12 protein-coding genes are annotated in these 13,819 nt (G+C 61.1%); 7 read left to right on the forward strand and 5 right to left on the reverse strand.

Annotation, left to right across the window (positions count from 1 at the left end; genetic code table 11):
* Window positions 1-457: 457 nt before the first annotated feature.
* A complete protein-coding gene (locus tag DZG07_RS15300) occupies window positions 458-1,987 on the forward strand; it encodes an ABC-F family ATP-binding cassette domain-containing protein (protein ID WP_119818346.1) in 1,530 nt (509 codons plus the stop codon).
* Between the two features lie 24 nt (window positions 1,988-2,011).
* Here the strand turns inward: DZG07_RS15300 and DZG07_RS15305 are convergent, their stop codons facing one another.
* The 5 genes from DZG07_RS15305 to DZG07_RS15325 all read right to left on the reverse strand — a co-directional run bounded on the left by DZG07_RS15305 (window position 2,012) and on the right by DZG07_RS15325 (window position 7,556).
* The gene (locus tag DZG07_RS15305; RefSeq protein ID WP_091917811.1) at window positions 2,012-3,652 is read right to left on the reverse strand and encodes a Na+/H+ antiporter; all 1,641 of its coding nucleotides are present in this window, start codon (window positions 3,650-3,652) and stop codon (window positions 2,012-2,014) included.
* 101 nt (window positions 3,653-3,753) lie between these two features.
* Window positions 3,754-5,007, reverse strand: a complete 1,254-nt coding sequence (locus DZG07_RS15310; protein WP_091917812.1) for a L,D-transpeptidase family protein — start codon at window positions 5,005-5,007, stop codon at window positions 3,754-3,756.
* Between the two features lie 350 nt (window positions 5,008-5,357).
* On the reverse strand, window positions 5,358-5,873 hold the full coding sequence (locus DZG07_RS15315) for a winged helix DNA-binding protein (RefSeq protein WP_091917813.1): 516 nt from the start codon (window positions 5,871-5,873) through the stop codon (window positions 5,358-5,360).
* A gap of 220 nt (window positions 5,874-6,093) precedes the next feature.
* Window positions 6,094-6,516 carry a DUF6163 family protein gene (locus DZG07_RS15320; protein ID WP_091917814.1) on the reverse strand — a complete coding sequence of 141 codons (423 nt, stop codon included), beginning with the start codon at window positions 6,514-6,516 and terminating at the stop codon, window positions 6,094-6,096.
* Window positions 6,513-7,556, reverse strand: a complete 1,044-nt coding sequence (locus DZG07_RS15325; RefSeq protein WP_119818349.1) for a 3-hydroxyisobutyryl-CoA hydrolase — start codon at window positions 7,554-7,556, stop codon at window positions 6,513-6,515. The genes DZG07_RS15320 and DZG07_RS15325 overlap by 4 nt, the downstream gene beginning before the upstream one ends.
* A gap of 140 nt (window positions 7,557-7,696) precedes the next feature.
* On the opposite strand from DZG07_RS15325, the gene hemB reads away from it, so the two are divergent.
* The 6 genes from hemB to DZG07_RS15355 all read left to right on the forward strand — a co-directional run bounded on the left by hemB (window position 7,697) and on the right by DZG07_RS15355 (window position 13,819).
* The gene (gene hemB / locus DZG07_RS15330) at window positions 7,697-8,728 is read left to right on the forward strand and encodes a porphobilinogen synthase (protein ID WP_119818352.1); all 1,032 of its coding nucleotides are present in this window, start codon (window positions 7,697-7,699) and stop codon (window positions 8,726-8,728) included.
* Window positions 8,729-8,782: 54 nt separating this feature from the next.
* Window positions 8,783-9,925 carry a serine hydrolase domain-containing protein gene (locus DZG07_RS15335; RefSeq protein ID WP_119818355.1) on the forward strand — a complete coding sequence of 381 codons (1,143 nt, stop codon included), beginning with the start codon at window positions 8,783-8,785 and terminating at the stop codon, window positions 9,923-9,925.
* 57 nt (window positions 9,926-9,982) lie between these two features.
* The gene (locus DZG07_RS15340; protein WP_119818358.1) at window positions 9,983-11,410 is read left to right on the forward strand and encodes a hypothetical protein; all 1,428 of its coding nucleotides are present in this window, start codon (window positions 9,983-9,985) and stop codon (window positions 11,408-11,410) included.
* 83 nt (window positions 11,411-11,493) lie between these two features.
* Complete coding sequence (locus DZG07_RS15345; RefSeq protein ID WP_119818360.1) at window positions 11,494-11,964, forward strand: RDD family protein; 471 nt, start codon at window positions 11,494-11,496, stop codon at window positions 11,962-11,964.
* Between the two features lie 140 nt (window positions 11,965-12,104).
* A complete protein-coding gene (locus tag DZG07_RS15350; protein WP_091917820.1) occupies window positions 12,105-12,863 on the forward strand; it encodes an arginyltransferase in 759 nt (252 codons plus the stop codon).
* A 56-nt stretch (window positions 12,864-12,919) separates the two neighbouring features.
* Complete coding sequence (locus DZG07_RS15355; protein WP_119818363.1) at window positions 12,920-13,819, forward strand: DMT family transporter; 900 nt, start codon at window positions 12,920-12,922, stop codon at window positions 13,817-13,819.

Here is a 13,819-nt window from a genome sequence, read left to right on the forward strand (position 1 = left end):
AGATCATGTTCCATGCGGCGCGCCATTAGCACACTTGCTTGGACCTCGCCACGTTCGCCGCGCGAAATTTGGTGGTCGCTTTGCGGCAGAACGGCGCGGCGCACCCGAAAAGCGTGCCCTGCCCGCTTCCACGCCGGTTGCATATTGCGCCCAGCGCGGGTATTTCTGGCCTGCAACTCGTCATGATCAAGAAAGGAGGGCTGCGTGAATACGTTTTTTCGTCATCATCGTCAGCGTGGCCCAGTCAACGCCCTGCAAATGCGTTTGCAGGGCTGACCAGAACGATCGCCGACAAAGCATCTCTCCCGGTCTGCCCTTCGTGGTGACGCAGCTCTGAGCCTTGAGGTTTAGCGCCTGCGTATCGTGAATTTTCACCGAGTTTTGACTGCCAGAATCCGCATTTTGCAGTGCTCACCGCGGATACGGCACGTCGCTCGGCACAGACCAGAGAACGACAATGGCTTTGATCAATCTGCGCAATCTCGGCGTCACGCTTGGCGCTCCGCTCTTTTCCAATCTCAATCTTTCTGTCGAGGCCGGCGACCGGCTTGGCATCGTAGCGGCCAATGGCAGAGGCAAATCCACGCTTCTGCGATGCATAGCCGGCAGCTTCGAGCCGACGGCCGGTGACATCACGCGTTCGCGCGGCCTGCGTATCGGCCATGTCGAGCAGGATATCCCCGCCAAGCTGCTCGATATTCCCTTTTATGAGGCCGTCCAGGAGGTTTTGTCCCCGGAACAGGCTCATTCGGAGAGCTGGCGCGTCGATGTCGTGCTCGACTCCCTCGACGTGCCGGAAGCGATGCGCGAAAAACCCCTCGCCCAGCTCAGCGGCGGCTGGCAGCGGCTTGCCATGCTCGCCCGCGTCTGGGTGACCGATCCCGACGCCCTGCTCCTGGACGAACCGACAAACCACCTCGACCTCGCCCGTATCCGGCAGCTGGAAGACTGGCTGAACGCGCTTCCGCGCGATGTTCCGGTGATCATTTGCAGCCACGACCGGGCGTTCCTCGACGCCACGACCAATCGCACGCTGTTCCTGCGTGCCGAGCGCTCGCAGGTCTTTTCGCTGCCCTATTCACGAGCCCGCGCCGCTTTGGACGAGGTCGACGCCTCCGAGGAGCGGCGATACCAGAAGGACATGAAGGTCGCTCAACAGCTGCGCCGTCAGGCCGCCAAGCTCAACAATATCGGCATCAATTCGGGCAGCGACCTGCTGACGGTCAAGACCAAGCAGCTCAAGCAGCGCGCCGAGCGCATGGAGGATGCCGCTCGGCCCGGATATCAGGAGCGATCGTCGGGCGCGATCAAGCTTGCCAATCGCGGCACGCATGCAAAGATCCTGATCACGCTCGACGATGCGTCCGTTGAGACGCCGGACGGCACGCTGCTGTTCAAGACCGGCAGGAAGTGGCTCTGCCAGGGCGACCGCATCGTCCTTCTCGGGCGCAACGGTGCCGGCAAGTCACGCCTCGTTCACCTGATCAGGAAGGCGATAATGGAGCCAACCGCATCAGCGGAAACGGTCAAGGCCACGCCTTCCCTCGTGCTCGGCTATGGCGACCAGGGACTGTCCGACCTCGCCGACGACGACACGCCGCTCGCCACCCTCAGCCGCCGTTTCGAGGTCGGCGACCAGCGCGCCCGCACCTTGCTGGCGGGTGCCGGGATGACGGTCGAAATGCAGGCCAGCGCCATTGGCCGGCTTTCGGGCGGGCAGAAGGCGCGGCTGGCGATGCTGGTGCTGCGGCTGACCAATCCAAACTTCTATCTGCTCGACGAGCCGACCAACCATCTCGATATCGACGGGCAGGAAGCGCTGGAAACCGAGTTGATGGCGCATGAGGCAAGCTGCCTGCTGGTCTCGCACGACCGAAGCTTCGTCAGGGCCGTCGGCAATCGCTTCTGGCTGATCGAGAAACGGCGGCTGGTCGAGGTCGAAAGTCCGGAAGAATTCTTCGCGTCGGTTGTCGAGGCGGACGGCTGAATGGAGGCGAGGCCCGGGCAGCACTCAATGCCCGGCGCTGCCCTTCTTCTTGGCAATGAGGGCCAAGGTGAGCGTCACTTCGCTCATGATCGCGCGCATTGTCGTGTCGTTGATCTTGTGTGACCGCAGAAGCCCGACAAGGGCCGCGCGCTCCGCGTCCAGTGCTGCCTCCGTCATGGCGCCGATCACCGGCAAAAGGTCCTGTGCAGCCGGATCGTCTGCGTCGCCAAGCACGATCCGCTGCCGGTAGAAAGGGATCAACTGCTGCGACGCAGCCATCCGTGTCTCGTAGATCGCCGGGTCGTCGCGGCTTTCCTCCACCATCTGCTCGATGCGGGCGATTGCTGCCTCCGCCGCCGTCACCCGCGCCAGGCGCTCTTCGTTGGCAAGCACGTCCTCTTCCTCCAGCGGAATGCCGCGCGCGACCGCCGGCAAAGCGACACTGGCCACCACCAGCGAGCATATGATCACGCCGGCTGCGATGAAAATGACCAGATCGCGCGCCGGAAATGGCGAACCGTCCTGCAGGACGAGCGGCAGCGACAGGATACCGGCCAGCGTGATCGCACCGCGAACCCCGGCAAGCGTCATCACCACTTTCAGCCGACCGGTCAGCCGCTGCACGTTGCGGCCGCGCCAACGATCGATCGCGCCGCGCACTGCCGAACCGAAGACGATCCAGGCAAAGCGGATCGCGAGCAGGATCAGCGTCAGCGTCAACACCGCCAGCACCGGCTCCCACACCGTGCCATACAGCGACAGCTCGGACGGAACCGTGCGGATGATGCCGGGCAGTTGCAGGCCGAGCATGAGGAAGATTGCGCCATTGAAGGTGAAGGACAGGACGTCGACCAAAGCGGCATTCTGCATGCGCGCCGGAATGCTCAGCGCGCCGAACAGACCCGTGCGGCTGGTGTAGAGCCCGGCCGTCACCGCTGCCAGAATGCCGGAAGCGTGCATCTCCTCGGCCAGAAGGTACGCGGCAAAAGGCAGGAGGATCAGGATCATCACCTGCACCTCGGGCCTGATATCACCGATCTTTGCGACGATGCGCAGCACCGTCGACGTGCCCCACAAGGTCACCAGCCCGGCAAGGACGCCGCCCAGCGCAACCAGCCAGAACGTGACCGCTGTTTCGCCGAGCGAGAAATGCCCGGTGAGTGCGGCGGCGACGGCAAAGCGCAGAACCACCAGGCCGGACGCATCGTTCAGCAGGGATTCGCCTTCGAGGATATGGCGGATGCGGGCCGGCACCATGTCGCGGCCGACGATGGAGGAAACCGCGAGCGCATCGGTCGGCGACAGAACGGCTGCCAGCGCAAAGGCTACCGGCAGCGGCACCACCGGCAACAGCCAGTGCAGCGCATAGCCGAAGACGACGACCGTGAAGAAGACCAGCCCGAAGGCAAGGCCGAATATCTGCGGCGCAAGTTCCCTGAACTCCCGCTTCGGCAGCAGAAGGCCTTCTATGAACAGCAAGGGCGGCACGAAGACGAGCAGGAATAGCGCCGGCTCCATCTCCACATGCAGCCCGTCGATCGGCCAGGCCAGGAGAATGCCGAGCACGATCTGGATGATCGGCAGGGGCAGCGGCAGGAAGCGCACCAGCACGCCGGAAACAGCCACCAGCACCAGAAGCAGCAGGATCAAAGTCGCGACGGCCAAGCTATGCTCCAGAACCAAGGCGGCCTTGCCGCAAAAACCGATCCAGCAGAAATGAAAAAAGCCGCCTTGTCAGGCGGCTTTTTTCATTTGTTCGCAGGCGCTTACAGCGCCGAGGAAATCTTCAACTCGTCGACGCCGTCGCGGCCGTAGATATCGTCGCGGAAGTGCACGACAGCATCGCCGGTCGACCACGCGGAAATGTAGGTGAAGTATACAGGAACCGGATTGGTAACCTGCACCGGCGTGGTCGTGCCGGTCTTGATCGTCTGCTCGAAATGCTGGCGGCTCCAGCCGGGCGTGTCGCGCAGGATCCAGGTGACGAGATCGCGCACGTTCTGGACGCGCACGCAGCCCGACGAATCGAAGCGCATCAGCTTGCCGAACAAGCTCTGCTGCGGCGTGTCATGCATGTAGACGCCGTCCGGGCTCGGGAAGTTGATCTTCACCGAAGCCATGGCGTTGCCGGCGCCCGGGTCCTGACGGAAGCGATACTTGGCGGCCTCCTCGGTCGACCAGTCGACATTGATCGGATCGACCTCGCTGCCATCCGGCGCAAACAGGCGAATGTGGCTGTCGGCCAGATACTTCGGATTCTTGCGCATCAGCGGAATGATATCCTTGCGGACGATCGAAACCGGTGCGTTCCAGTATGGATTGACGATGATCTCGTTGATCTTCGAATTGAGGATCGGCGTCTGGCGGTCGATCTTGCCGACGATCGCGGCATGACGCAGCACGACGCGGCCATTCTCGACAGCCTCGATCTGCGCGGCAGGAACGTTGACCATCACATAGCGCTGGCCGAGGTCACCCGACATGGAGCGCAGGCGCACGAGGTTGGTCTCGAGCTGGCCGAGACGCACCGGCGCGGAAATGTTCATCGCGGCGTAGGAATATTTTCCGAGGACGCCGTCTGCCGGCAGGCCGTGACGGGCCTGGAAGCGCTTCACGGCGCTGTCGACATAGGTATCGAACACCGGCGAGATGCCCGCCTGGGCCGAAAGATCGCCGGAAACCATCAGGCGCTGGCGGAGCGCCTTGACGTCTGCGTCTTCCACGCCGAGCTGCAGTTTCTTGGTCGAAGGCACTTCCGGCCAGCCGCCCTGCGAAACGATACCCTGGTACTGGCCGATTGCCTGTTCGACATAGGATACGGTCTGCGGCGAAAAGATCGGCTGGTTGGAAGCTACCTTGCCGCCCTGGGTGGCGCGCGCATCGAACGTGTCGTCCCAGTTGCCGCGACGCGAGGAGCTGAGAATTTCACCGATCGCGTCCTGCGCGAAGGCTTTTCCGGCGAGAGCAGTTCCCGCAAGCGCTGCGGCTGTAGTCAGAAAGGAACGGCGGGTCGTGTTCATGGACATTCCAGACATCTATCCTGCGTTGCATCGATCGGATGAATTCATCCGTAGCTTATGGCGACTATGCTTAACAATTAGCCAACCATAACTCCGCGTCGGAAGCGCTTTACAACGCACGTCGTCGTCCGGAGTTCCCCCTCAGGCAATCCCTCGATACCTGACGGTCCATTTCACCCTTCCGCATAGTCATCGGAATATGGCGTTTGCGTGGCCATTAAGGGACGCGAAGCGCCTATGCCAGAAAAAAGATGAGCCGGCGCCCCTCGGCACCGGCCCTGACTGGAGAATTTGTCCTTGCCGTGGTTCTTTCGCCACGGTCCATATTGTTCGCCCGACAGAGCGGGTTCTTACATGCGGTAAGCGATCGTATCGTTCCAGAAGCGATCCAGGCGCTGGAGAGCCCGGTTCATCTGCTTGAATTCCTCAGTATTGATGCCGCCAACCTGCTCGATCGAGCCGACATGGCGCTCATAAAGGCCTGCAACCACCTCTGCCACTTCCGAACCCTTGTCGGTAAGGCTGACGCGGACCGAACGGCGGTCGATGCGCGAACGCTGGTGGTTGATGAAGCCAAGTTCGACCAGCTTCTTGAGATTGTAGGAAACGTTCGAGCCGAGATAGTAGCCGCGGGAGCGCAGTTCGCCCGCCGTCAGCTCCGAATTGCCGATGTTGAACAGCAGCAGCGCCTGGATCGCATTGATGTCGCTGCGTGCGTTGCGGTCGAACTCATCCTTGATAACATCAAGAAGACGGCGGTGCAGTCTTTCAACAAGCTGCAGGGATTCCATGTAAAGCGAGCGGATTGCTTCGCGACGGTCATCGGATACGCTAGTGGTCTTCGCCACTGGACGGGAAGTGTTCATTGTCTTTGCCTCTCGTTTGTCGCCCGGTGATTGTTTTGTTTTTCTCACCTTGATCGCGACACTATCGAATACGTCTAAAATTCGACTTAAACGTCAGGCTTAACAAGGGCTTACCCTTGGGTGGTTTCGTAAGAAGGTTAACAAACGGCCAGCCGAGGGGCGAAAATTAACCTAAACATTTAGGTAACGCCTGAGATCCCCGGGCAACGGCCGAAACGGCTCAGATCTTGGCCTGCCGTTTCTGGAAGAAGATCACCACGCGGAAGGCGATATAGAGCAAGGCCACGAAGGCGTGCGAAATGACGATGGCGAAGCGGTGGCCGAACAGGTCGGGAAAGCCGGCATACATGGTCACTTCCGTCGCCGCGCAGATGAACCAGATCACCGGCCCCCACGAAGCCAGCATCCAGAGGCCGATGCCGGCGAAGGGGTAAAAGACCGCGAGGATCACCGCCGTCACCTGCCAATAGACCGGCATGGTATCGAACCGCCACAGCGGCTCGTCGTACAGTCCGATCAGCCTTATCCAGTAGAGCACGCCGAACAGCAGGCAATAGGCCGCGATGATGCGCAGGAACCACGCGAACGTCGACTCTGCCACCGTAGGCCCGATCGCCGGCGATCTGACAGCGCGCTCGCTCACAACTCAAGGTCTCCATTCGGCAACGGCGCGAAGTAAGCGTCGATCGCTGCCGGATCGATTTCCTCCAGCGTCGCGGGCGACCAGACCGGCGTCGAGCCTTTGTCGACGATAGCCGCGCGTATGCCTTCGTAGAAATCCCGGCCGTCCAGCATCCGGTTGAGGATGCGGAACTCCATGCGCATGCAATCGTCCATCGACATGGTCGATCCCGCCGTGATCTGGCGGAAGGCGACATTGAGGCTGGTCGGCGAGCGCAGGCGCATCGTCGCCAGCGTCTTGGCCGCGAACTCATCGTCGGCAGCGTCTCTCTCGAGGCTTTCCAGCACGGCGTCCAGCGACGGCCGCGAAAAATGCCGCGCGATCTTCTCCAGCGTTTCCCGGTCGATCTCGCGCCGGGCCGCCATGAATGTCTCGCGCAGCGTCAAGTCGGTCTCGCCCGGCTCGAACAGCTCTTCGAGCAGTGCGCCGATGTACTGCGCCTGTATCGTGTGCGTCGCCAGGCCCGACCAGAGCGCGTCGCCATAGCGGATGCGGTTGCCGGTAAGGCCGAGATACATGCCGAAGCTGCCGCCGAGGTCAGGCAGCAGGTGGCTGCCGCCGACATCCGGGAAAAAGCCGATACCGACTTCCGGCATGGCGAATTGCGCATTCTCGGTCATGACGCGGTGCGAGCCATGGAAGGATACGCCGACCCCTCCCCCCATCACGATGCCGTCGATGAGGGTGATGTAGGGTTTTGGAAACCGGGCGATCTGTGCGTTCAGCCGGTATTCGTCAGCGAAGAAGGCGAGAGATGCGGCCGAGCCCGGACCGGCCTGATAGACATCCATTATGTCGCCGCCGGCCGAAAACGCCCTGCCCTCGGCCTTGACCACGACGCGCATCACCTGCGTGTCCGTCTTCCACGCGTCCAGCGCCCGCGACAGCGCCTTGACCATATTGTGCGTGATGGCGTTCAGCGCCTTGGGCCGCGTCAGCGTGACGACACCGGCCATGCCGATGTGCTCGAACCGTATTTCGTCGCCGCCGCCAAAGTCCATGCACAGAATCCCTTCCCTATCGACCGGGACTGCAAGTGCTAAGGAATGCGGCAAGGTGCGTCAATCTTGCTGGCCTCATTCGCATGGCTTGGTGAACTGCAAAGCCGCATGTTAAAAAACGCGCAACTGGAGATCATGCGATGAACAGACAGACCCGCCTGAAGCCCGCCGGCGCGCGCACCGTTGACGAGATCACCGGCAGCAGACGGCTGAGGCGCATGCGCAAGGCCGACTGGTCGCGCCGTCTCGTCCAGGAAAACCATCTGACGGTGGATGACCTGATCTGGCCGATCTTCGTCATCGACGGCAAGAATGTGCGCGAGCCCATTCCCGCCATGCCCGGCGTCTTCCGCCTGTCGGTCGATCTCGCAGTCAAGGAGGCGGAGCGTGCGGCCAAGCTCGGCATACCGGCCATCGCCACCTTCCCCAATGTCGATATGAGCCTGCGCGACCAGACCGGCTCGCATATCCTCGACCCGCAGAACATCATCAACCGCACCACCAGCGCCATAAAGGCGGCAGTACCCGAGATCGGCATCATCACCGACGCAGCGCTGGACCCCTTCACCAGCCATGGCCATGACGGCATCCTGCGCGACGGCATCATCGTCAATGACGAGACTGTGGAGCAGGTCACCGCCGCTGCCGTCCTCCAGGCCGCCGCCGGCGCTGACATCATCGCGCCTTCCGACATGATGGACGGCCGCATCGGCGCCATTCGCGACGCGCTCGACGCCAACGGCTTTCAGGACGTGGCAATCATGTCCTATGCGACGAAGTTCGCCTCGGCCTTCTACGGCCCCTATCGCGAGGCCATCGGGACGCAGGGACTGCTGAAAGGCGACAAGAAGACCTATTACATCGACCACGCCAACAGCGACGAGGCGATCCGCGAGGCCGAGCAGGATCTGGCCGAGGGCGCCGACATGCTGATGGTCAAGCCCGGCCTGCCCTATCTCGATATCATCCGCCGGCTGAAGGACGAATTCCAGGTGCCGACCTTTGCCTACCAGGTGTCGGGCGAATATTCGATGATCAAGGCCGCAAGCGCCAACGGCTGGATCGACGGCGAGAAAGCCATGCTGGAAAGCCTGCTCGCCTTCAAGCGCGCTGGCTGCGACGGCATCCTGACCTATTTCGCGCCGGAGGTTGCGGAGATGCTGAAGGGGTGAAGCGCAGAGGACGGCGTGCTACTTCCCGTCTTCGCTTCGCTCAATAGGCCCTGCATGAACCGTATCGACTACATTTCCAGCCTTTTTACGGGCGCCAGCCAGCGCGACAATTTCCAGCGATTGGACAGCATCTTCCCTGTCGCGACGATGACGGCAGCACAAGCGCCGTTCCGCTTCACCGAAGGTCGGCCGCTGCAACTTCCCGACCAATATTCTCATGACGGCGGCCCTCCTAAAAGCGTCGAGGATTTCCTGTCGCTCACGGAAACGATGGCGCTTCTCGTCATCGAGGATGGGGCGATCCGCTTCGAGCGTTACGCGCCGTGGGGCGGACACGAAGCGAAATGGGTTTCCATGTCGGTCGCCAAGAGTTTCGTGTCGGCTGCGATCGGGATAGCGGTACAGGATGGGTTCATCGGTGATGTCAGCGAGCCGATAACCGCATACCTGCCTGCGCTGGCCGGCTCCGCCTATGACGGCGTGCCGATCAAGGACATCCTGCAGATGTCCTCCGGCGCAAGATGGAACGAAGATTACAGCGACCCTGAATCCGACATAAACCGCTTCGCCGCCATCTTCGCGCAGGGTGGGTCATTCGACGCCTTCCCCGCCACGCTCTCGCGTGACCGCGCATCCGGCACGTTCAACCTCTACAACAGCACCGACACGCAGGTTCTCGGCATGCTGCTGGTCGCAGCTACCGGCCGAACCATTGCAGACTACATGCAGGAAAAACTCTGGCACCCGCTTGGCATGGAAGCGGACGGACAATGGCTGCTCGACTCGACCGGAATGGAAATGGCATTTGCCGGGTTGAACGCCGTCGCACGCGACTACGCCAAGCTTGGCGAGTTGTTCCGCAATGGCGGCGTCTGGCAAGGACGGCAGGTCGTCCCGGCTGGCTGGGTAAAAGCGTCCTTGACGGCTGACGGCCCGCATCTCCAGCCCGGCGATACCGGACTATCCGACTCCCTCTTCGGTTACGGCTACCAATGGTGGCTGATGGACGGGGAGGAAGGCGAATTCGCCGCGATCGGCGTCTACAACCAGTTCGTCTACGTCAATCCGGCGAAAAAGCTGGTCATCGTCAAGCTGTCGTCCAGCCCGGACTATGGCACGGTCAATGACGAGAGCACCTACCGTGAATATGAAACGATCTCCCTGTTCCGCGCCATCGGCAAGGAATTGGAGGACTGACGTTCTCATATGGCTCACCCTGACGAAAACCGCCGTGCTTAAACCGGAATCCGATCGATGAAAGACCGCCTTCTGCTATGGGTCGTTCTAGGGGCGGTTGTTCTTTATGTCGCGTCGGCGGCTATCAACAAAAATCGCTTCGTTCCTCCACCTCCCATAGTTCCGATCGACAGCAATCCCGTCACTGAGCGTGTTTTCCGCGATAAATCCGGCCATGAGATCCGGTTCAAGACGCCGTTGCTCGACGCGTTCCACTACGAGGGCGATGCCGGTTTCTGCGCTGAGTTGAAAAAACTGTCGCCGCCAGCCGACGCGTTTGTGGAAACCTCCGAAGCATCCTGTGCGGCGCTTTCCAGCGCCAAACCGGAAGATCGCCCCCGGCAACTGGTCGAACTGGCCACAACGATTGCGACGGCAACTTCCGACCGCGACAACGCCGGCAAAGACAAAAGCGTGACACTGGCTTTGTCGGCGCTGCGGGCAGCACTCGATGAAGTCCCGGCGGATGCACCAGACCAGGTTTCTGAAATTCTCGATAAGTTCTGGGTCGCGCAATTCGCCAGCAACACCTTTCCCGGCTACCAGCCCTCATTTCTGTTCGGCGCGGCCATGGAGGTCGAAAGCGGCGAGGCAGAGATCGCCTTGTGCCCCATCACCGGCCGAACGGATTGCAATCTCTACGTTCCCGACAAGCTGATGCAGGCTTTGACCGATCTCGGACGGTGGAAATCCGACGAGGCGCTGCTGTTGCGCGCCGCCGAAATGCTGGAGCGCAACTATCGCCGCAAGGCGGGTCCCAGCAAGAATGACGAACTCGACTTCGCCAAGGACTACATCCGCACACTCGGATATGCCGGTGAAATCAGCGCCGAAAGAGGCGCCGACCACGTCAGGAAAGGTGCCGCGCCGCTCGAGGCGTGGCTGCAAAAATACGAGAAGGACACGCTGGGCTACGAGCTCGAGCCGATCTACGGCCACCTCGGCGCCGCCTATGGCCGGATCGCCGACAAGACCAAGGCGCTGGACGACGCGAAAAAGGCCATGCAGTTCGATACCCAGGCCTATCAGCTGAGCATGAAGTACCGCAGCGGCGAGGCCAGTTGGGAAGACATGGCCAATCTCGGCGATTCGACCCTGCTGGTTGGCGAACTCGAGCGCAACGAAGACCAGATAAAGCGGGCGCTCGAACTTCATCGCGAAGCCTTCAAGATCACCCACAAATCCAACGACGTCGAGGAAACCAGCTACATGGAAATGAAGCTGGCGCGTACACTTCAGCATTATGCGGCAGCCGATCTGTCTTCCGTTTCTGACGCCGAAAGAATCCCGTTGATCGAGGAGAGCGTGTCCCTGGCGAACGGCGTCATTCCATTCTTCGAAAGCGCAGGCTCCCGAATCTATCTCAACATCACGCGCCATGTTCTGGACCAGGCGCAGATCCAGCTTGCGAAACTTAGGGAAGCAAAGGATGCGTCCCAGCAATAGACGCTAAGACTTCTTGAATTCAGACCGGCAATTACCATGTTTTGGGAAACGGGTTTTCCCGGAACGGAGCTTTTTGGAAAAACATGAACACACGTGTTCTCGACGGCGAAATCATTGCGACGCGGCTTGACGACGTTCGCGCCTATGACGGCGTGCTGTCGCGCCGGGTTTTTGCCTTCTGCATCGACTATTTGATCATCGGCCTGCTGATGATCCCATTCGCTATCCTGGTGGCGATTCTGGGTGTCATCACGCTCGGCATCGGCTGGGCTCTGTTCGGCGTGCTGTTTCCGATGGTCGCTATCATTTACGTCTGGAACACACTGGGCGGCCGGAACCAGGCTACGGTCGGCATGCGCATGATGGGCATCCGTCTCGACCGCCTCGACGGCAAGCCCATCGATGGCATGCTTGCAGTCGTCCACACCGTGCTGTTCTGGGCCGGCAATGTCGTTTTGACGCCGCTCATCCTGCTCGCCTCGCTCTTCACCGAGCGCAAGCGCACCATCCACGACCTGCTGCTCGGCACGGTGGTGACGCGCGACGACCGCTAAGTTTTCAGCTTTTGGGTGGACGAATATAAGCCCTTGCGCGGATTTGTGACTGTGCGGTGACTGGTGGTATCAATATCCAGTTGAATTTTTCGCGGCTGCCGCCAAGGTAGAGCGACTCGTGGGAATTGAATCGACGTGCCATGACGCACCATACTACCCAGTCGCCGCAATTCTTTCTGACCGCGCCGTCGCCGTGCCCCTATATCGACGGCCAGTTCGAACGAAAGGTGTTCACGCACCTTGTCGGCGATAAAGCGCCGGAGATGAACGACCTACTTACGCAGGGCGGTTTCCGCCGGTCGCAGAACATCGCCTATCGGCCTGCCTGCGAGACCTGCCGGGCCTGCGTGTCGGTGCGCATCCTCGTCAACGAGTTCCAGCCTACGAAGAACATGAAGCGCGTCACTCAGCGCAATTCCGACCTTGTCGGCGCTATGCACGACGCCGAGCCCTCGACCGAGCAGTATTCCCTCTTCCGCAAATATCTTGATGCCCGCCACCGCAAGGGCGGCATGTCGGACATGACCGTGCTCGATTACGCGATGATGGTCGAGGATACCCACGTCAACACCAAGATCATCGAATACCGGCGGCGCGGGCCGGACAGTTTCATCACCGGCCATGGTCACGGCGAACTGATCGCGGTCGCCCTGTCGGACCAGATGGCCGACGGCCTGTCGATGGTTTACTCCTATTTCGACCCGGAGATGGACGAGCGCTCGCTCGGCACCTTCATGATCCTCGATCATATTGCGCGGGCGCGCGCGGCGGGCCTGCCCCATGTCTATCTCGGCTACTGGGTCAATGGCTCGCGCAAGATGAATTATAAGGTCCGTTTCACGCCGCAGGAACATCTGGGGTCGAAAGGCTGGGAGCGCTACGCGCACGAAGCCGTCTAATCGGCTTTTTGGACGCAACCGCGCAACAGTTCCCGTCCTTTCCGGAGTAGTTCCCCTTGCCCGCAAAATTTTCCGACCATGCGAAGGGTCTCGCCCTGACCGCTTTCGGCGGTCTCACGCTCACCGTCGACATTCCCCTTATCAGGCTCGCCAACGGCGACCACTGGTCGATCCTGTTCATGCGCACCGGCACGACGCTGATCGCCGCTCTTCTCATCTGGGCGATATGGCGCTTCTTCAGCCCGAAAGCACCGCAGCTCATTCCCGGCCGCGCCGGGCTGGCGGTGGCCGCCCTCTACGGCCTCGGATCGATCGTCTTCATTACCGCCGTCTACAACACCTCGACCGCAAATCTCGTCTTCATCCTCGCCTTCAACACGATGTTTGCAGCACTCCTGTCGTGGGTTTTCCTGAAGGAGCGGCCGCGGCCGGCAACGCTCATTGCCATGCTGTTCATGATATTCGGCGTGCTGATCATCGTCGGCGACTCGATCGGCACCGGCCAGATGTTCGGCAACGTCATGGCGCTGCTGTCGACGCTCTGCATCGCCGGCGCTATCACCATCACCCGCGCCAGCGGCAAGGATATGGGCTTCACCTCGCTCGTCGGCGTGGTGTTCCCGTTCGCGGTAGCCGTTCTGATGGTGTCGAAAACCGGCATCAATGTCGCCGCACCCTGGTGGATCATCCTCAACGGTGCGGTGGTCATGCCGATCGCGTTCTTCTGCCTCGCCAACGGACCGAAATACATTTCCGGCCCGGAAGTGGCGATGTTTTATCTGCTGGAGACGATTCTGGCGCCTGTCTGGATCTGGATGATCTTTGCCGAGGCCCCGAGCCGAAACAGCATGATCGGCGGCACGATCCTCATCGTCACGCTGGTCGTCCATTCGCTCTGGCAGCTTCAGGATGGGCGCCGGCGCCGAGCCGCACTGGCGGTTCGGCATCCGGCATAA

The organism is Mesorhizobium sp. DCY119, assembly GCF_003590645.1.
Classification (GTDB): domain Bacteria; phylum Pseudomonadota; class Alphaproteobacteria; order Rhizobiales; family Rhizobiaceae; genus Mesorhizobium_M.

Coding starts and splice junctions, on each gene's coding strand:
- DZG07_RS15300 (WP_119818346.1), top strand. CDS start 458: ATGGCTTTGATCAATCTGCGCAATCTCGGCGTCACGCTTGGCGCTCCG.
- DZG07_RS15310 (WP_091917812.1), bottom strand. CDS start 5,007: ATGAACACGACCCGCCGTTCCTTTCTGACTACAGCCGCAGCGCTTGCG.
- DZG07_RS15315 (WP_091917813.1), bottom strand. CDS start 5,873: ATGAACACTTCCCGTCCAGTGGCGAAGACCACTAGCGTATCCGATGAC.
- DZG07_RS15325 (WP_119818349.1), bottom strand. CDS start 7,556: ATGGACTTTGGCGGCGGCGACGAAATACGGTTCGAGCACATCGGCATG.
- hemB (WP_119818352.1), top strand. CDS start 7,697: ATGAACAGACAGACCCGCCTGAAGCCCGCCGGCGCGCGCACCGTTGAC.
- DZG07_RS15335 (WP_119818355.1), top strand. CDS start 8,783: ATGAACCGTATCGACTACATTTCCAGCCTTTTTACGGGCGCCAGCCAG.
- DZG07_RS15340 (WP_119818358.1), top strand. CDS start 9,983: ATGAAAGACCGCCTTCTGCTATGGGTCGTTCTAGGGGCGGTTGTTCTT.
- DZG07_RS15345 (WP_119818360.1), top strand. CDS start 11,494: ATGAACACACGTGTTCTCGACGGCGAAATCATTGCGACGCGGCTTGAC.
- DZG07_RS15350 (WP_091917820.1), top strand. CDS start 12,105: ATGACGCACCATACTACCCAGTCGCCGCAATTCTTTCTGACCGCGCCG.